16 protein-coding genes are annotated in these 18,336 nt (G+C 70.3%); 5 read left to right on the top strand and 11 right to left on the bottom strand.

Annotation, left to right across the window (positions count from 1 at the left end):
• Window positions 1-2: 2 nt before the first annotated feature.
• The 4 genes from fabZ to AB0L53_RS23510 all read right to left on the bottom strand — a co-directional run bounded on the left by fabZ (window position 3) and on the right by AB0L53_RS23510 (window position 2,015).
• A complete protein-coding gene (gene fabZ / locus AB0L53_RS23495; RefSeq protein WP_363997371.1) occupies window positions 3-599 on the bottom strand; it encodes a 3-hydroxyacyl-ACP dehydratase FabZ in 597 nt (198 codons plus the stop codon).
• Entirely contained in the window at window positions 596-886 is a 291-nt protein-coding gene (locus AB0L53_RS23500) for a phosphopantetheine-binding protein (protein ID WP_225290089.1), read from the bottom strand. The genes fabZ and AB0L53_RS23500 overlap by 4 nt, the downstream gene beginning before the upstream one ends.
• A gap of 157 nt (window positions 887-1,043) precedes the next feature.
• A complete protein-coding gene (locus tag AB0L53_RS23505; protein ID WP_357647233.1) occupies window positions 1,044-1,823 on the bottom strand; it encodes a 3-oxoacyl-ACP reductase family protein in 780 nt (259 codons plus the stop codon).
• A 57-nt stretch (window positions 1,824-1,880) separates the two neighbouring features.
• Entirely contained in the window at window positions 1,881-2,015 is a 135-nt protein-coding gene (locus tag AB0L53_RS23510) for a hypothetical protein (RefSeq protein ID WP_358537564.1), read from the bottom strand.
• Here AB0L53_RS23510 and AB0L53_RS23515 point away from each other — a divergent pair.
• Window positions 1,998-3,650: an FAD-dependent monooxygenase gene (locus AB0L53_RS23515; protein ID WP_363997751.1), complete on the top strand. Its 1,653-nt coding sequence runs from the start codon at window positions 1,998-2,000 to the stop codon at window positions 3,648-3,650. The genes AB0L53_RS23510 and AB0L53_RS23515 overlap by 18 nt on opposite strands.
• Here AB0L53_RS23515 and AB0L53_RS23520 read toward each other — a convergent pair.
• From AB0L53_RS23520 to AB0L53_RS23530, 3 genes are all read right to left on the bottom strand, one after another.
• Window positions 3,566-5,077: a BTAD domain-containing putative transcriptional regulator gene (locus AB0L53_RS23520; protein ID WP_363997375.1), complete on the bottom strand. Its 1,512-nt coding sequence runs from the start codon at window positions 5,075-5,077 to the stop codon at window positions 3,566-3,568. The genes AB0L53_RS23515 and AB0L53_RS23520 overlap by 85 nt on opposite strands.
• A gap of 389 nt (window positions 5,078-5,466) precedes the next feature.
• Entirely contained in the window at window positions 5,467-6,153 is a 687-nt protein-coding gene (locus tag AB0L53_RS23525; protein WP_363997378.1) for a 4'-phosphopantetheinyl transferase superfamily protein, read from the bottom strand.
• Between the two features lie 2 nt (window positions 6,154-6,155).
• On the bottom strand, window positions 6,156-7,004 hold the full coding sequence (locus tag AB0L53_RS23530) for a metallophosphoesterase (RefSeq protein ID WP_363997381.1): 849 nt from the start codon (window positions 7,002-7,004) through the stop codon (window positions 6,156-6,158).
• A 335-nt stretch (window positions 7,005-7,339) separates the two neighbouring features.
• Here AB0L53_RS23530 and AB0L53_RS23535 point away from each other — a divergent pair, with 335 nt between their 5' ends.
• Complete coding sequence (locus AB0L53_RS23535) at window positions 7,340-8,305, top strand: aldo/keto reductase (RefSeq protein ID WP_363997383.1); 966 nt, start codon at window positions 7,340-7,342, stop codon at window positions 8,303-8,305.
• A gap of 12 nt (window positions 8,306-8,317) precedes the next feature.
• Here the strand turns inward: AB0L53_RS23535 and AB0L53_RS23540 are convergent, their stop codons facing one another.
• The 3 genes from AB0L53_RS23540 to AB0L53_RS23550 form a co-directional block, all read right to left on the bottom strand.
• Window positions 8,318-8,986: a response regulator transcription factor gene (locus AB0L53_RS23540; protein ID WP_363997386.1), complete on the bottom strand. Its 669-nt coding sequence runs from the start codon at window positions 8,984-8,986 to the stop codon at window positions 8,318-8,320.
• A complete protein-coding gene (locus tag AB0L53_RS23545; protein WP_363997389.1) occupies window positions 8,967-9,689 on the bottom strand; it encodes a sensor histidine kinase in 723 nt (240 codons plus the stop codon). Before AB0L53_RS23545 ends, AB0L53_RS23540 begins: the two co-directional genes overlap by 20 nt.
• A gap of 450 nt (window positions 9,690-10,139) precedes the next feature.
• Complete coding sequence (locus AB0L53_RS23550) at window positions 10,140-11,069, bottom strand: UbiA family prenyltransferase (RefSeq protein WP_363997392.1); 930 nt, start codon at window positions 11,067-11,069, stop codon at window positions 10,140-10,142.
• A gap of 255 nt (window positions 11,070-11,324) precedes the next feature.
• On the opposite strand from AB0L53_RS23550, the gene AB0L53_RS23555 reads away from it, so the two are divergent.
• The 3 genes from AB0L53_RS23555 to AB0L53_RS23565 are packed head-to-tail and all read left to right on the top strand — an operon-like array spanning window position 11,325 to window position 16,795.
• Window positions 11,325-12,068, top strand: coding sequence for an AfsR/SARP family transcriptional regulator (locus AB0L53_RS23555; protein WP_363997394.1), 744 nt, complete (start codon window positions 11,325-11,327; stop codon window positions 12,066-12,068).
• Between the two features lie 2 nt (window positions 12,069-12,070).
• Window positions 12,071-13,894 (top strand): 2-isopropylmalate synthase, encoded by a 1,824-nt coding sequence (locus tag AB0L53_RS23560; protein WP_363997397.1) that lies wholly within the window; start codon window positions 12,071-12,073, stop codon window positions 13,892-13,894.
• A 48-nt stretch (window positions 13,895-13,942) separates the two neighbouring features.
• A complete protein-coding gene (locus AB0L53_RS23565; protein ID WP_363997400.1) occupies window positions 13,943-16,795 on the top strand; it encodes an AAA family ATPase in 2,853 nt (950 codons plus the stop codon).
• 55 nt (window positions 16,796-16,850) lie between these two features.
• On the opposite strand, the gene AB0L53_RS23570 is transcribed toward AB0L53_RS23565, so the two are convergent.
• Complete coding sequence (locus tag AB0L53_RS23570) at window positions 16,851-18,272, bottom strand: carboxyl transferase domain-containing protein (RefSeq protein WP_363997403.1); 1,422 nt, start codon at window positions 18,270-18,272, stop codon at window positions 16,851-16,853.
• Window positions 18,273-18,336: the final 64 nt, after the last annotated feature.

Here is an 18,336-nt window from a genome sequence, read left to right on the forward strand (position 1 = left end):
CTTCACACCTTTCGTACGGAACGTTGACCCGCCGGATCGGCGATCGTGAGGTTTCCTTCGGCGGCGACCTGGCCGTCCACCCGCGCCGACACCCGGTACTCGGCGAACCCGGCGCCGCCCCCGGTCCGCTCGGCCGACAGGGTCAGCTGGTCGCCGGGGACGACGGGGCGGCGGAACCGCATCGACCTGACCCCGGCCAGGTAGCTGATCTCGCTCGCGCCCGCCAGGGCGAAGACCACCCCGGCGAGCTGGGCCAGCGCTTCGATGATCACGATGCCGGGCAGCACGGCCGCGGTCGGGAAGTGGCCCTGGAACCAGAGCTCGGTTCCGGCGACGTTCTTGGTCGCGATGCCCTTGACGCCCGGCTCCACCCTGCTGACCCGGTCGAGCAGGAGCATCGGCCAGCGGTGCGGGAGCACCTGCCTGATCTGGTCATGGTTCAGCCCGGTCGCCGTGGCCGCCGACCTGACCGCCTGCGCCCTCGTGGCGGCTTTCGCCGCGGCCGTGCCCGTCGCCGTAGCCGCTGCCGAGACCGCGACTGTGGCCGAGGCCGTGGCCGCCGCCGTGGCCGAGGCGAGCTGGGTGGCGCCGATCGTCATGGCGTCGCCCGCAGAGCGGGGTTGACCTCGTCCGCCAGCCGCGACACCGAGCCGAAGACGGCCATCTCGCTGTCATACAGCGCCACGCCGAATTCGGCCTCGATGGCGACGTACAACTCCAGGACGTCGAGGCTGTCGAGTTCGAGGCCGCGCCCGAAGAGCGGCTGGTCGTCGGTGATCCAGTCCGGCTCGATCTCCAGGTCGAGCCGGGACACGATCATCTTCTTGATCTGGGTGCACGTCTGCCGGCGCTCGGCGGCCTTCGCGCGGAGCTGGTCGAGGGTCATCCATCCTCCATGTGCCTCGTGACAGGGGCTTGCGGTCGGGGACTGGTTCACGGTTCGTGCCGGGATCGGCTCACAGCGGGTGGGCTCGGCAAGTGGGGACTCAGCGAGTGGGGCTCAGCGGGTGGTTTCGCGGCGGGTGGACTCGCGACGCGGCGGGTCAGCCGAGGCCGCCGCCGTGGGCGACCACCACCGCGCCGGACATGTACGACGCCTTGTCAGAGGCGAGGAAGCTCACGATCGTCGCGATCTCCTCCGGCCGGCCCATGCGGCCCAGCCGGATCCGCGTCTCGTAGTCCTTCCTGATCTTGGCGGGCACCTTGCGCGTCATGTCGGTGGTCACGAACCCGGGCGCCACCACGTTGGCCCGGATCCCGTGCGGGGCCGCCTCGTTCGACAGCGCCTGGGTGAAGGCGATGATCGCGCCCTTGGAGGCCACGTAGTTCGTCTGGCCGGGGAAGCCGCCGTCCAGCCCGCTGGTCGAGGACACGGTCACGATCGCGCCCCGCCGTTGGTGCTGCATGATGCGCAGCGCCTCCCGGCAGGTCAGGAAGGTGCCGGTGACGTTGGTGTCGATGGGCCCGCGGAACTGTTCCAGACTCATGGCGACGAGATAGCGGTCCAGCGTGATGCCGGCGCTCGTCACCAGCACGTCCAGGCGGCCGTGATCGGCTCGTACACCCTGGAACATCCGCCGTACCTCGGCCTCGTCCGTTACATCGGCGCGCACGGCCGTCGCGCTGCCGCCCTCTTTCCCGATCAGGGCGACGACCTCCTCGGCGTCCGCCTCCGAACGGGCGTAGTTGACCACGACGTGGGCACCCTCCCGGGCCAGGTCGAGCGCGACCGCCCGGCCGATGCCGCGCGACCCGCCCGTAACCAGGGCCACGGAGCCTTCGGCAAAGAGCATCATCGTCTCCAGGGGTTTGACAATGCGCATACCAAACAATTGGTACCTGCACTGATAAAGCTACTAAAGGCGGATATCACGCCTGTATCATCCGGTTATCCATGCATTGACGGCGATAAGCAGATATACGACGCTAACAACATGCACGAGGTCGATGTTGAGGTTCTTATCGTCGGTGGCGGGCCGGTCGGCCTGGCGGCATCCATCGAGCTCTCCCGGCACGGAATATCCTCCCTTCTCGTGGAGAGACACCCGGGGACCGCGATTTTCCCGAAAGCGCGCCTCATTTCCACCAGAACCATGGAAATCTTCCGGTCCTGGGGAATCGCCGAGGAGGTTGAGGGCGCGGGAATGCCCCGCGAGGACGTGCTGGCGGTCGGCGTCGGCACCTCGCTGGCCGCCGATGACTTCGTGCGGGCCGCGGCGGCGATCGACCGGGACGCGCCGCAGAGCCCCACGTACACCTACCTCTGCTCGCAGGACATCCTCGAAGTGATCCTGCGCAGGGTCGCCGAGTCCCACCCACGGTCCGACGTCCGCTTCGCGACCGCCATGACAGACCTCCGCGTCACCGCCGACGGTGTGGAGGCGACCATCGAGCCCACGACCGCATCCATGACCGGACCAGCGGCGGGACCCAGGATCGGGCAGGCTCCCGACCCCGTGACCGAGCCCGGGAGCTGGAACGGCGACGGGGACGGGCCGATGCTCGTGCGGGCGCGTTATCTCGTGGCGGCCGACGGGAGTCGCAGCGGGATCCGGGAGCGGCTCGGGATCGAGGTCGTGGGGCCGCCACCGCTGGGACACATGGTCAGCGTCATGTTCGACGCCGACCTCGGTGAGCTGCCCGCCGACCGCCGGGTGGCGCTGTCGTTCCTGCGCAGCGACCCGCCGTGCGCGGTGGAGGCGGTCGACAACAAGCGGCGCTGGATGATCCAGACCGGCTACGACCCGAGCACCGGCGGCAGCGCGGCCGACTTCACCGAAGAGGCGTGCGTGGCGGCGGTACGCTCGGCCGTCGGCCTTCCCCACCTGCCCGTCACCGTCGTCGGGGTCATGCCGTGGCTGCAGCAGGCGGTGGTGGCGACCGGGTTCCGCGGCGGCCCGGTCTTCCTGGCCGGCGACGCCGCGCACGCGACCACCCCGCAGGGCGGGTTCGGGATGAACTGCGGCATCCAGGACGCGCACAATCTCGCCTGGAAGCTGGCCGCCGTCCTCACCGGGACGGCCGGTGCGGAACTGCTGGCCACGTACGACGCCGAGCGCCGCCCCATATCCGTCAGGACGGTGGACGAGAGCCTGACCAATGCCTTGATCACCCTGCGCATGATGCAAGGGCAGCTGTCGATGGGCCAGGCGATCGAGCAGCAGGCCGAGCGCCGCAGCTCCGAGGGCCTGATCCTGGGCTTCTGCTACGAGTCGGCCGCGGTGGTGCCCGACGGCACGCCGGACCCGGCACCGGCGGATCCCTACCGTACGTACGTCCCGACGGCCCGCCCCGGCCACCGCGCCCCCCACGTCTGGCTGACCTCCCGGGAGGGCAGGGTGTCGACGCTCGATCTGCTGGGCCCGGCCTTCACCCTCATGACCCCGACCGGCAGCGGGTGGGTCCAGCCCGCCAAGGAGGCGGCGCACCGGCTCGGCGTCTCGCTGTCCGTCGTCGAGATCTCCCGCGCGGGCGAGAGCGAGCCCGACGCGCCGCTCACCTCCCCGACCTGGGCGGAGGAGTACGGCGTCGGCGACACCGGGGCCGTGCTGGTCCGCCCCGACGGTCATGTCGGCTGGCGTTCGCCCGGCGGCGCGGCGTCGCAGGCCGCGCTGGCCGGCGCGTTGGGCGCCATCCTGGCCAGGTCGTGATGGTGGCGGGCCCGCGTACGCATCTGCGCGGCCCCGAGGCGTACGGACAGGGGGTTGCCTGACGACGTGGCGACCAGGTCGGTGACAGCCTGGGCCACGGTCGGCGTGTAGGGCGCGCCGACGAGCATGTCGGCGAGCTCCCGCGCCGCCTCGGCCGGGAGCGGGCGGACGAACTCGCGGTGCGCGCCCTGCCTGGCCACGAGGTCGTCGAGCGGGTCGGCGCTGGTGACGATCACCCGGCAGTTGGCGCCGCCGGGAAGCAGCGGCAGCACCTGGGCGCTGTCCTTGACGTCGTCGAGCACCACGAGCAGCCGCCTGCGCGCCGTACAGCTGCGGTAGAGCGCCAGCTTCTCGGCGGGGTCGAGGGGGATGTCCTGGGCGGGCACGCCGAGCGCCCGCAGGAACCGATCGACCACCGCGCCGGCGGACACGCCGCGCATGTCGGCGTACAGCTGCCCGTCCGGGAACCAGTCGATCCTGGCGTGCGCCCAGCGCAGCGCCAGCGCCGACTTGCCCACCCCGCGCGGGCCGCTCAGGACCATCGTCCCCGGCATCGCGACCTCGGGCTCGGGCCGCAGCGCCGCGTCCAGCGCGGCGAGCTCGCCCGTGCGGCCGACGTACGGCAGCACCTGCGGGGGCAGCTGCGACGGTACGACCGGCCCCGCGCCGGACGCTCGGTGGGCGGCGGGCCGCATGAGCCCGGACTCGTCGCGGAGCACCTGGTCGTGCAGCCGCCGCAGCGCCGGGCCCGGTTCGAGGCCGATCTGCTCCAGCAGGTAGCGGCGCGTCTCCTGGTAGGTGCGCAACGCCTCGGCCCGCCGGCCGGCCCGGTACTGCGCCAGCATGAGTTGGGCCCGGACCCGCTCCCGGAACGGGCATTCCGCTACGAGGGCCAGCAGTTCGGGGATCACCCGGTGGTGGTGCCCCAGGTCGATCTCCAGCTCAAGGCACGCCTCCAGGGCCTCAAGACGGGACTCCTCCATCCGCGCGACGTCGTACCGCAGGCCGCGAATGTCCTCGAACGGGTTGCCCCGCCACAGCGCGAGCGCCTCGCGCAGCAGCAGGACGGCGTCCTCGCGGGCCCCGCCCGCCGCCTGGCCGCGCGCCCGCGCCACCAGCGCCCCGAACCGCAGCCAGTCGATGTCCTCGGCCGAGACCCGCAGCAGGTAGCCGGGGCTGGAGGTCTCGATCGCCGCGGCCCCTAGGGTCCTGCGCAGCCGCGACACGCAGATGGCGATCTGCCGCCCCGCGCTCTGCGGCGCCGAGCCGGCCCAGACGGTCTCGATCAGCCGGTCGACGCTGACGACCCGGTTGGCGTTCAGGACCAGGCTGGCCAGGATCGCCAGCTCCCTGTTCGCGCAGATCTGCAGCTCTTCGCCGTCGTCGAACACCCGAAGCGGGCCGAGGACATGGAATTCGAGTGCCATCAGCGTTCCGTCCCGGCCTGATAAAGATATTGTCGCGCCATGTGGGAATCTCTCCCGCCGATAACTCGGGATATGCACTACTCACAAAGCTAGTAACGGCTCCCGGGCCGAGTCACCCCTAAGCGGCCCCTGACGGGAGGCCGAACCCACTCGATAGGGGTGCCGCCGGATCCGCACCCCATGGCCGTCTCCAGGGGTCACCTAGGGGTCGGAAACCTATTCCGGCGGTCCTAGGATTCAACTCAGACGGATTGACCGGCACTTTGTCCGCTCGGGAGGCGATGCACAGTTCTCCGCCGTTGCACCCCCGGAACGCGAAAGGCCATCACACCATTCGGTGTGATGGCCTTCCGCATTGTGCTCAGCGCAAGAAGCTCACCGGGGGAAGTTCACCGGGCCGGGCCGCTGCTCTGGACGGCCGGCTGCGGGGCCAGGACGGCGATGGCCGTCACGATCAGGCCGTTGCCGGTCATCCACCGGCCGGTGAAGCCGCCCAGCCGTTGCCCCTGCCAGCGGGGCCCGAGAACCAGGAGGCGTGCGGTGAACGTCCGCCGCACCGGGTCCACCGTGATCGCCGCGTCCTGGAAGTCGAGCCACCGCTTCGCCAGCGGGAACCAGGCCTTGTACACCGACTCCTTGGCGCAGAACAGCAGCCGGTCCCAGCTCATCCCAGGGTGCTCGGCGGCCAGAGCGCGGAGCATGTCACGCTCCTGCGGCAGCGAGATGGCCTCCACGACCCCTGCGGCCAGCGGCTTGTCGGGCTCGGCGTCGATGCCGATCGTCCCCGCCGCCTGGGCGAGCGCGGCGGCCCGGTAGCCGGCGCAGTGGGTGATGCTCCCGATGACGCCCAGCGGCCACAGCGGCTCGCCGCGCAGCCCCGACAGCACGGGCACCGGCGCCACGCCGAGCCGTTCCATCGCCTTGCGCGCGCACAGCCGCGCCGTCGTGAACTCCTTGCGCCGCTTGTCCACGGCCCGCTGGATCAGCCGTTCCTCCTCCGGGAAGAGCATCGTCCCGGGCGGGTCGTCGAAGGTGTCGTACGCCTTGACCGTCGCGGGCAGGATGTGCTCGATCATCTTCACTCCGGAGCTGGAAGTACGGTCCTGAGCGGGCCGCCGGTGCGCCCGCGCGGGACCCACTCGCGCGGATAGCCCAGAGAGACCTCTTCGAAGCGCACCCCGTCGTGGAACGTCGTGCGAGGGATGTGCAGATGCCCGTAGACGACCGCGACCGCGTCATAGTGCAGGGGCCAGGTGGCGGTCCGCTCGGTCCCGCACCACAGGGCGAACTCCGGGTGCCGCAGGATCCGGGTCGGCTCGCGGACGAGCGGATAGTGGTTGACCAGGACGGTGGGCAGGCGCGGATCCCGCTCGCCGAGGCGGCGCCGGGTCTCCGCGAGCCGCGCCCGGCACCAGGCGTCGCGGGTCGGGTAGGGGTCCGGATGCAGCAGATATTCGTCGGTGCAGACGACGCCCGCCTCGTGCGCGCGTTCCAGTGCAAGGCGCTTGCCCGCGCCGTTCGCGCCGAAGGTGTAGTCGTAGAGCAGGAACAGCGGGGCGACGGTCACCGGACCGCCGAGCCCCGTCCAGACCGGATAGGGATCCTCCGGCGTCAGCACGCCGAGGCCCCGGCACATCTCCACCAGGGCGAGGTAGCGGTGCTCGCCCCGTAACTGGATCGGATCGTCGCGCGGCGTCCACAACTCGTGGTTTCCGGGCGTCCAGACGACCGTGGAGAAACGGCTCTTGAGAAGGGTCAACGCCCATTCGATGTCGGCGAACCGCTCGGCGACATCTCCGGCGATCAGCAGCCAGTCGTCGGCCGAATACGGAAAGACGTTCTGGACGACGGCCCTGTTCTCGGAGAAGGCCACATGGAGGTCGCTGACCGCCAGCAACCTCCCGCCACCCGACCCTCCAACGACCACCTGCACAGCTTATACAGCAGCATATCCCTGCGAAAGCACACTTAACTACTTTATGGGGCGCCGTCCTCGGAAGTAGGGGGGACGTCTAGGGGTCGTCGCAGGTCAGGGCCGTCTCCGAAGGAGTTCCCAGGTCAGCGGGTACGGGCAGAACTCCTGTCATCCAGGGGGCCCCGCAAAACGTATATATAAGAGGATAAATACCTAGCTTCCACCTCAACGCAAAGCCGATCCGTAACGCTGGATCCGACTTTGACCGGTCTTTGACCGCGCTTTGAGTGATGCTAGGTATCAATAGAAATGCAGCAGTCTGCGATTGGCACACTAAGGCGGCCCAATTGCGTTACACGAGGCTGGGACGAGATGGGCCGGACATCTCGAACATCGGACTCGGCTCGCTGGCCCTCAGCGGCGCCTATGGCCCCATCGACGGCGATGAGGCGCTCGGGCTGATTCGCCGGGCCTTGGACGGCGGCGTGACGCTCCTGGACACCGCCGACTTCTACGCCGCCGGAGAGGTGGAACGCCTCGTGGGCCGCGCCATCGCCGGGCGGCGCGACGAGGTGGTGGTCTCGACACGCGGCGGCGTGCGCCGCGGCGGCCCCGGCGAGCCGATCGAGTTCGACGCGAGCCCCGACCATCTGGCGCGGGCCTGCGAGGCGTCGCTGCGACGCCTCGGCGTGGACTGCGTCGACCTGTACTACCTGCACTGCCGGGACGACCGCACCCCGGTGGAGGAGGCCGTGTCCCGGCTGTCGGAGCTCGTGCGGGCGGGCAAGATCCGTCATCTCGGGCTGACCAACGCCACGGTCGGCCAGGTACGGCGGGCGCACGCCGTGCATCCCGTCACCGCGCTCGCCCTGGAGTACTCGCTCTGGGGCCCGCACGCCCCGCCGGAGCTCCTCGACGAGGCACGGCGGCTCGGCCTCGGCGTGGTCGCCGCCCGCCCGCTCGGCCGCGGCTTCCTCACCGGCCGGATCAGGTCGCCGCTCCAGCTCGGCATCGACGACTGGAGGTACGAGGACCCGCGCTTCCAGCAGGAGCACCTGCGGCTGAGCACGCGTCCGCTGCGGCAGATCGAGGCCGCGGCGGCGCAGCTCGACCTGGGCGCCGGCCGGCTGGCGCTGGCCTGGCTGCTCTCCCACGGCGATCACGTCGTGCCCGTGCCGAGCACCCGCGACCCGGTTCACCTGGAGATGAATCTGGCCGCCTCCGGTGTCCGCCTGACGCCGGAAACCCGCGACCGGCTGGCCGGCATCCTGCCGGCCGGCGGCGCGAACCAGTCGGGCTCACTCCTGCTCTGACGGGGTCAGAGCTCAGTCGGGATCGGTCCGGCTTTGGGGCGAGATCAGGGACGCGGCGAGCGCCTTGTTGACGGCGTCGATCCTGGAGACGGCGTTGAGCTTGACGAAGATGTTGCGCATGTGCCGCTTCACGGTCGCCTCGGCGAGCCCGAGCCGGCGGGCGATCTGCCCGTTGCTGAGCGCCTGCGCGGCCAGTTGGAGCACCTCCTGCTCCTTCTGCGACAGCACGCCGGGCGCCGGCCCCTCCACGTGCGCGAGGCTGTGGCGCGACACCGCGAGCACCACCCGCGCCGGGTCCTCGTACACGCTCCTGATCGCCGCGATCAGCTCGTGCCGGTGGACGCTCTTGAGCAGGTAACCGCGGATGCCCGCGGCCAGCAGCCTGGTGAGCAGCTGCGGCCCGTCGTACATGCTCAGGATGATGATCTGCGTCTCCGGGGACAGGCACCGGATCCGGGTGACCGTCTCGGTCACCTCGTCACCGGGGATCTCCACGTCGAGCAGGACCACGTCGGGCCGGGTCTCGAGGACGACGGCCAGCGCGGTCGCGGAGTCGCCGGCCTCCCCGACGATGCTCATGTCGCCGGAGGCTTCGAGGATCTCGCGCAGGCCCTCGCGGAAGAGGGCATGGTCGTCCACGATGGCGACGCTGATCTTGGTGTTACGGTCGGTCCGGTTCATGGGGCTGTCTCTTGAGAGGGATGAGGAGCTCGACGAGACAGCCGTTGCCCGGGACGCTGGAGATGGCCACATTGCCCCCGAGTAACTCGGCGCGCTCCCGCATGGATGTCAGGCCCACGCCGCCACGCTCGCGGGCGCACGACGGGTCGAAGCCCTGCCCGTTGTCCTGGACGGTCGCGCTGAGCTCGTGCGGCGCGATGTCCACCCGCATGAGGATCACCGAGGGCCCGGCGTGGCTGAGGGCGTTGCGGGCGGCCTCCCGGATGATGAGGAACGCCTCGTCGAGGACCCTCGGCTCCGCCCATGACTCGTCACCGTTCACATCGAGGCCGACGGACACGACATCGTCCTCGACCGCCTCCAGGAAACTGAGCAGCGCCTTCTCCAGACTCCTCACGGGGACCTGGGGATGCAGCTCGGAGGTTATCTGCCGCAGGTTCTCCATCGTCTCCTGGATGGCCTGCTGAGCGACCCCGACCTTGACCTCCGCCCGTGCCGGGTCGCTGGCCCGGTGCACCTCCGACAGAGCGAGCTGCTGGTGCGCGACGCTGATCCCATGGCCGATGCGATCGTGCAGCTCACGGGCGATGCGGCGGCGCTCCTCCCCCTGGGCCTCCTGCACTTGGTTGAGCAGGAAGCGGTGATAGCTCTCGGCGGACTCGCGGATTCGCCGGGAGAGGCTCTCCTCCATTCCGGTGGCCACGAGTGTGAATGCTTCGGCCGGCGAGCCGGCCTCGACGGCTATTCGCCGCGCGAGGTGACTCAGAGCAACCCGGAAAAAAAGTGAGCCCGCCTCAAGAGAGGCTTTCGGATGAACTCCGCTCGAGGCGCGAGTAGTGCCGACTTCCCATGCGTGGAACTTATAGAGCTCGTTGACCTGCACTTTTCCGGCACGGAGCGTGGCCGCCACATCGTCGAGGACGAACTCGGCGGTCATTACGGCTTGGTGCGTGGCGCGCGGATCCGCGGAGAGCGCGTTGCCGGTGGCCTGGAGCTGCGACTCGAATTCCCTGAGGATTTCTTCTCGACAAGCATCAACGAATCTCGCAGGGTCGTTCTCAGCATCGTATGCCGCATCCAAGGAGCCCCCTTGGCCATGGGACGCGCGTGCCCCAACTATCTCGCAGGTGCCTCACCAAAGCAACATATAAGGTCAGATATTAGAGATCAGCGCGGTAATGTGAACTAGGTGCTGCGTCACCATGAACGCCCTGTAAGGTCGGCGCTGTTGATCACTTCCGCCCTTGGCGGCTGATTGGCCCGCCGCGATCACCGCGACCGTGCCCGCCGCCATGGCGAGGCAGACACCGGCGAGCGGCACGCGGAAGAACACGACGGCCACGCCGAGCGCGGCGGCCAGCGTGAGCGCGGCGACGTACATGCAATGACGTGACTTCCGCTCTCCGCAGGTCACCGCGATGGTCCGCCGGCCCGCCGCGGCGTCTCCCTCGATGTCGGACAGATCCTTGGCGGGTACGCCCACGAAGGCCATCCAGCAGGTGGCGGCGACCGCGAACACGATCAGGCCCTTCGGCGTGGACAGGCTCTCGCCGCCGGTGACGGCGGTCAGCCCGCCCCAGTACGACAGCAGCCCCGACGTGCACAGCACCACGACCGTGCCGGTCGAGCCGCTCTTGAGGTGGAACGGCGGCGCCGAGTAGAGGTAGCCGAGCACCAGGTTGAGCCCGACGATCCAGGTCAGCGCCGGGGGCAGTCCGGCGGTCGCGGCGATCGAGAGAACGGCCGCGACGGCGGCGACCACGGCCGCGGTCCGCGGGGCGAGGTCACCGCGGGCGATCGGCCGGCCCGACCCGTTGACCCGGTCCTCCGTGACGTCGGTGACGCCGTTGAGCAGGTAGATGGCGAAGATCGACAGAACCCAGGCCGCGGCCCCCTGCAGCACTTTCGCCGGTTCCGGCACCGACGAGACCGGGAGGGCGAGCACGGCTCCGGTCATGAATCGAAGGGTGGACACGGCGAGTACGGCAGGACGGGCCTCGACGAAGCACAGCCGGAGCACCCGCGCACTGGATCGCAGGGCGGTGACACCTGGCGCTTGATTGGACACCGATAAGCTGACCATGACCGGATTGTGGCCCTCGGTAAGAGATCCGGTAAGGGCGGTATCCGAAAGTTGTAGTCGGCATTGGTACTTTAGATACCCCCCGTACTACTCTCGGCGCGCCACCCCGAACTCCTGGGGATCCGCCTTGTCCGGTCACGACCGCCCCTATAGCTTGAGGTCGTCGGCGGGGACACGGAATCCAATTCCCACCTCACCGGACTGAGAATCCTCACGTTAGGGAATCTGATGCCGGATTTCAAGTTACTGGGACCGATGGAGTTGGTCGACGACCGCGGCCAGTCCCATATCCCGGTGGGGCCGAAGGTCCGGCAGGTTCTCGCGTTACTCGCGCTCAACGCGGGAAAGGTCGTCGACGTCGATCTCCTTATCCATGAATTGTGGAGCGAGAACGAGCCGAAAGACGCCGGCAAGACCCTTCAGACGCACATTTATCACCTCCGCCGAATTCTGCTGAGAATGGGCCCGGCCGTGGCCCAGCTGGTGGTCACCCGAGCGCCCGGTTACCTGCTGCGCGCCGACCCGGAGCGGGTGGACGCGCTCGTCTTCCCCCGGCTGGTCGAGCGGGCCGCCGGGCACCACCGCGCGGGCGACCATGAGGCCGCCGACCTGGTCCTTCGGAAAGCGCTGTCCATGTGGTCCGGCCCCCCGCTGGCCGACGTGCCGAGGGGCGCGGTGCTCGGCCCGCGCGCCACCGCGCTCGACGAGCAGCGGCTGCGGGCGGTGGAGATGCACCTGGAGACCAGGATCCGGCTGGGCCTGCACGGCGAACTCATCGACGAACTCCGCGTGCTCGTGGCCGCCTATCCCTTGAACGAGAACTTCCATACCCAGCTCATCACGGCACTCGGCCGCGCGGGCCGGCGCGCCGACGCCTGGCGCGCCTATGAAGGGCTGCGCGCGCTGCTGGAAGCCGAGCTGGGTGTGGAGCCCGCCTTCGACATCCAAAACCTCCATTTGACCGCTCCAACGGGAAGTCATTCAGGAAAGGACGTCTGACGATGAAAGGCTTTGAGCGTTACGCCGGATTCACCCCCGTAGACCTGACCGACCGCACTTGGCCGAGCAATCGGATAGTGGCGGCGCCCCGCTGGTTATCGACCGATCTACGTGACGGCAACCAGTCGCTGGCCAACCCGATGACGCCTGAGCGCAAGCTCAAGATGTTCGACCTCCTGGTGGAAATCGGCTACAAGGAGATCGAGGTCGGCTTTCCCGTCGCCAGCCAGAACGACTACGACTTCGTCCGCCTGCTGATCGAGCGGGACCGGATCCCCGACGACGTGCGGATCACCGTGCTCACGCAGGCCCGCGACGAGCTGATCGAGCGGACCGTGGAGTGCCTCGAAGGGGCGCCCCGGGCCATGATCCACGTGTACAACGCCACGTCGCCGCTCTTCAGGCGGGTGGTCTTCGACATGAGCCGCGCCGAGTGCAAGGACCTGGCCGTCCAGGGCACGCGCCTGATGATGAAGTACGCCGAGCGGACGCTGCGCGACTGCGACCTGGGCTACCAGTACTCCCCCGAGCTCTTCAACGAGACCGAGCTCGACTTCTCCCTTGAGGTGTGCGAGGCCGTCATGGACGTCTGGCAGCCGGAGCAGGGGCGCGGCATCATCCTCAACTTCCCGACGACGGTCGAGCGGTCGCTGCCCAACGTGTTCGCCGACCAGATCGAGTGGCTCGACCGCAACCTGTCGCGCCGCGAGCACGTCTGCCTGTCCATCCACCCGCACAACGACCGCGGCACCGGGGTGGCCGCCGCCGAACTGGCCCTGCTGGCGGGCGCCGAGCGGATCGAGGGCTGCCTGTTCGGCAACGGCGAGCGCGCCGGCAACGTCTGCCTGGTGACGCTGGGCATGAACATGTACGCCCACGGGATCGACCCGGGCATCGACTTCTCCGACATCAACGCGATCCGGCGCACGGTCGAGCTCTGCAACGAGCTGCCCGTGCATCCCCGGCATCCCTACGGCGGCGACCTCGTCTACACCGCCTTCTCCGGCTCTCACCAGGACGCCATCAAGAAGGGCTTCGACGACCTGGAGCGGACGGCCGACGAGAGCGGCGCCGACGTCGCCGAGCTGCCGTGGCGCATGCCGTACCTGCCCGTCGACCCCAAGGACGTGGGCCGTACGTACGAGGCGGTCGTGCGGGTGAACAGCCAGTCCGGCAAGGGCGGCGTCGCCTACGTGATGAGCGCCTGGCACGGGCTCAACCTGCCGCGCGGGATGCAGGCCGACCTGTCGGCCAAGGTCCAGGCGCAGGCCGACGCGGTGGGCGGCGAGCTGTCGCCGAGCCGGATCGGGGCCATCTTCCGCGCCGAGTACCTCTTCCACGGCGACCCGTCGGAGCCTCTGCCCGTGGGGCGGGAGCCGGTGACGGCGGCGCTGTACATCGACGGGCGCTTCGACATCGGCGGCGACCGGGCGGACGCCTGCCGCGCGCTCGGCTCGGTGCTGGCGCCCTGGGGCATCCAGGTCCGCGTCGTGCACCGCACCGGCCGCCCGCTCGACCACGAGCAGCCGAGCGGGTCCGGCGACCGCTTGAGCGACGAGACGGTGATCTACGCCGAGTGCCGGATGGGCGGCGCCGTCACCTGGGGCGCCGGCATCGACGCGGACATCGCCACGGCTGCCTACTCGGCTGTCCGCGCCGCCCGCGCCCGCCTCACCCCCGACGTACGACCCACCGAGGAGAAGGAGACCCGTGATGCTGAAGAGAATCCACCGGCAGCGCCCGCGCGGCCCCCGTACCCGAGGCCGTCTGGACCTGCGCACGCCGTCCGGCCGCAGGCTGCCCTTCTGACACCCAGCCGACTCTGACATCCAGCCGACTCTGACAGCCGACGAACGAAAAAGGGGAGGCCGATCATGGCCATCGACGAACGACGGGAGGGCCTGACCTCCCTGGAGGAACTGCTGCGCGAGACGGTGGCCGGCAAGGGCAGGATCGCCATGGTGACCGGCGCCATCGCGACCGGCAAGAGCGAGCTCCTGTACGCGTTCGCGGAACAGGCCTTCGAGCACGGCGCGTTACCGCTCACCGCCACGGGATCCCTGGCGGAGAGCGGCCTGCCGCTCGGCGTACTGGCCCAGCTGCTGCACAACGCGCCCCTGACGGAGAAGCAGCGGGCCGCGACCATGGACCTGCTGCACGAGGGCATGAGCTCGCAGCTGTCGAGCGACCCGCAGGCCGAGGCCATCGACCACATGGACGTGCAGATCGTCGACGCGCTCTGTGCGGCCCTGCTCGAACTGTCCGAGCGCTGCCCGCTGGTGATCGTCGTGGACGACGTCCACCAGGCCGACCGGGCCTCGCAGCTCTGCCTGGCCTATCTGGCGCGGCGGGTCAAGTTCGCCCAGGTCATGCTGGTCTTCAGCGCGCCCGACCACAGCGCGCACGTCCAGACGCTCTTCCACACCGAGGTGCTGCGGCAGCCGCACTGCCGGCCCATCCGGCTCACCCACCTGTCCGCCGAGGAGGTGGCGCACTGGGTGACCGTCCGGGCGGGCGCCGCGGCCGCCGACGGGTTCGCGGCCGACTGCTACGCGCTGAGCGGCGGCAACCGGCTGCTGGTGACCGCGCTCGTGGAGGACTTCCAGGCCACCGGCGCCCCTGGCGCGAGGTACGGCGAGGGCACGGTGGCCTGCTTGCGCCGCGCCGATCGCCGGATGACGGTCGTCGCCAGGGCGCTGGCCGTACTGGGCGAACCCGCCTCGATCGGCCCGCTGCTCGGCGGTGGCGAGAGCGCCGTCATCAAGCTGCTGAGCAGCGGCGACCTGCCGGGCGGCCGGTCTCCGGGCGGCGAGACGGCGGCCGACCGGCTGCTGGACGAGGGCGAGGCGGCGGTCGCCAAGGCGATCCAGGCGCTGACCGGCGCCGGCGTGCTGGAGCACGGCCACTTCCGCCACCCGGCGGCCAGGGCGGCCGTGCTCGCCGACCTCGACGCCGCCGAGCGCATCGACCTGCATCGACGGGCCGCCGAGCTGACGTACGAGAGCGGCGCCCCGGCGGCCGTCGTAGCCGAGCACCTGCTGCAGGCCAGCCACGCCGGTGACCCCTGGGCCATCTCGGTCCTTGAGGAGGCGGCGCGGCAGGCGCTCCGCGACGACGGCGTGGAGTCGGCCATCGAGTACCTCAAGCTCGCCTGGCGGGCCTGCGTGGACGAGCGGCGGCGGGCCAGGATCACCACCACGCTCGTACGGGCGGAGTGGCGGATCAACCCGAGCGCCCCCGCCACGCACCTGGCCGAGCTGACCGACGCCCTGCACAAGGGCTACCTGGGCGGCGGCGACACGGTGGTGCTGGCCAAGGCCCTGCTGTGGCACGGGCATGTGGCGGACGCGAAGGACGTCCTGGCCCACCTCAACGAGCTGGCCGAGCTGGACCAGGAGACCGTGGCCGAGCTGGCCGCGGCCCGCCCCTGGTTCCGCAGCCTGTACCCCTCGTTCCTGCCGCACCTGCCGGAGGTCAGCGGCGAGCAGGCGAGCAACGCCGCCTCGTCCGTCGTCGTCGGCCGCCGGATGGAGTCGGCCGGCGTGCTGGCCAGCGTCCTGACCCAGGGTCCCCGGGAGGAGACCGTGGCGACGGCCGAGCGCATCCTGCGCGGCTCCCGGCTGGACGAGATGACGATGGACACGGTGGAGACCGCGCTGCTGGCGCTGACGTACACGGACCGGCCGGGCAAGGCGGCGCCCTGGTGCGACGCGTTCATCGACGAGGCGGCCTCACGGCGCGCCCCGAGCAGGCAGGCCCGGCTGTCCGCCATCCGGGCGGAGATCGGCCTGCGCAGGGGCGACCTGGCCGCGGCGGCCTACGACGCGCAGCGGGCCCTGGAGATCATCCCGGCCACCAGCTGGGGTGTGGCCGTCGGCGGGCCGCTGGGCAGCCTGCTGCAGGCGGGCGCGGCGATGGGCCGGCTGGACGACCACGTGCGGCAGTTCAACCAGCCGGTGCCCGAGGCGATGCTGGAGACCAGGTTCGGCCTGCAGTACCTGCACGGCAAGGGTCGCTTCAATCTCATGGCGGGCCAGCCGCACCAGGCGCTGCGCGACTTCCAGCTCTGCGGCGAGCTCATGCGCAGGTGGGAGCTGGACGTGCCGGGGTTCATCGCGTGGCGTACGGACGCGGCCGAGGCGCTGATCCGCCTGGGCGACCACGAGGAGGCGCGCCGCCTGATCGACGAGCAGCTCGCCCGGTGCGGCCAGCAGTCCAGGCGCGTCCAGGGCATCGCGATGCGCCTGCTGGCGGCGGTGAGCGAGACGCGGCACCGCCCGATGCTGCTGCGCAAGTCGGCGGACCTGCTGCAGTCGGGCGGCGACCGGTACGAGCTGGCCAGGACGCTGTTCGACCTGACGGCGGCCTACCACGCCAACGGCGAGTACCGGCGGGCGGGCATGTTCGGCAGGCGCGCCCGGCTGCTCGCGGTGGAATGCCAGGCCGAACCGCTGACCCTGGCGCTCAACCGGGGCGGCAAGGGCGACCGGTCCGCCGCGAACTCCGCCGGCGTGACGGGGATCCTCAGCGACGCCGAGCGGCGGGTGGCGGCGCTGGCGGCCGAGGGCTACACCAACAGGGAGATCTCCGCCAAGCTGTTCATCACGGTGAGCACGGTGGAGCAGCACCTGACGCGGATCTACCGCAAGCTCAACGTCACCCGGCGCACCGAGCTGCCGGCCAGCCTCACGGGCGAGGAGTCCATGCGGGCGCAGGTGTTCAGCTGACGCGAAGGCTCCCGAAAGGCGCCTCGCGTGCCTTTCGGGAGCCTCAAAGGAGCTTTTACAGGGGGATGTTCGAATGCCGTCCTCTCGTGTGCGGTGCGCGGGCGAGGGCCTCGGCGAGCCGGAAGCGCGTGGTCGCGGGCGCGATGACCTCGTCGACCACGCCGAGCGCCATCGCCCGTTCGACCCCGCCGGAGATCCGCTGGTGCTCCTCGACCAGCCGGGCCAGCAGCTGGGGCCGCTCGGCCTCGGAGGCCGCGGCGAGTGCCTTCCTGTGCAGGACGCCGACCGCCGCCTCGGCGCCCATCACCGCCACTTCGGCGTCGGGCCAGGCGAAGACCGTCGTGGCGCCGAGGGAGCGGGAGTTCATAGCGATGTAGGCGCCGCCGTACGACTTGCGGGTGATCAGCGTGACCCTGGGCACGACCGACTCGGCGAAGGCGTGCAGCAGCTTGGCGCCCCGCCGGACGACCCCGCCCCATTCCTGCCCGACGCCCGGCAGGTAGCCGGGCACGTCCACCAGGACGACGAGCGGGACGCCCAGCGCGTCGCACATGCGGACGAAGCGCGAGCTCTTCTCGGCCGACAGCGAGTCGAGGCAGCCGCCCTTGCGCAGGGGGTTGTTCGCGAGCAGGCCGACGGTCCGGCCGCCGAGACGGCCGAGGCCGACCAGCATGTTCGGCGCCCAGCGGGGCTGCAGCTCCTCGAACACCGGCCCACGCTCGTCTCGGTCCATGACGCCGTGCACCAGGGGCCGCACGTCGTAGGCGCGGCGCGGCGATTCGGGCAGCAGCGCGCCCAGGTCCTCCCAGTCGTCCTGCAGCAGGTCGAGGTCGAAGCTGCCGGGGCGGGCGAAGAATCCGGCGAGGCGGCGGGCCCGCTCATATGCCTCGTCCTCGTTTCCGACGACGATGTGGGCGACCCCGGATTTACCGCCGTGCGCTTCCGGACCGCCGAGTCCGGCCATGTCGATTTTCTCGCCGGTGACGCTCCGCACGATATCGGGACCGGTCACGAAGACGCGCCCCGCGTCGGCCATGATGACGATATCGGTGAGCGCCGGGCCATAAGCCGCGGCGCCCGCGGCGGGCCCGAGAATAACGGAGATCTGCGGAATAACTCCGGACGCCTTCGTCATGGCGGCGAACATCCGGCCCACGCCGTCCATGGATTCCACACCGTCCGCGAGCCGGGCCCCGCCCGAATGCCACAACCCGATCACCGGGCAGTCGAGCCGTACGGCGGCCTCGATGGCGGCCACGATGTGGCGGGCGCCCGGCGCGCCCAGGGCGCCGCCCATCCGCGTGGCGTCGGTGCAGTAGGCGACGATGGGCGAGCCGCCGACCAGGCCGGACACGGCCTGGACGCCGCTGTCGTCGGCGGCGTGGAGTGGTATGAGAGAGCCGGGATCCGCCAGCCGCGCGAGGCGGACGGACGGCGATCGGGTGTCTGCGGATTGCTCGACCAGAACAGTGGACATGGGCCATTTCCCTGCTGCCGTGAATCGATCAGAAGTCGTGAATCGACCAGGAGTAACGCCGAAT

The sequence above is a fragment of the Nonomuraea sp. NPDC052129 genome (assembly GCF_040680095.1).
In the GTDB taxonomy this organism is placed as follows: domain Bacteria; phylum Actinomycetota; class Actinomycetes; order Streptosporangiales; family Streptosporangiaceae; genus Nonomuraea.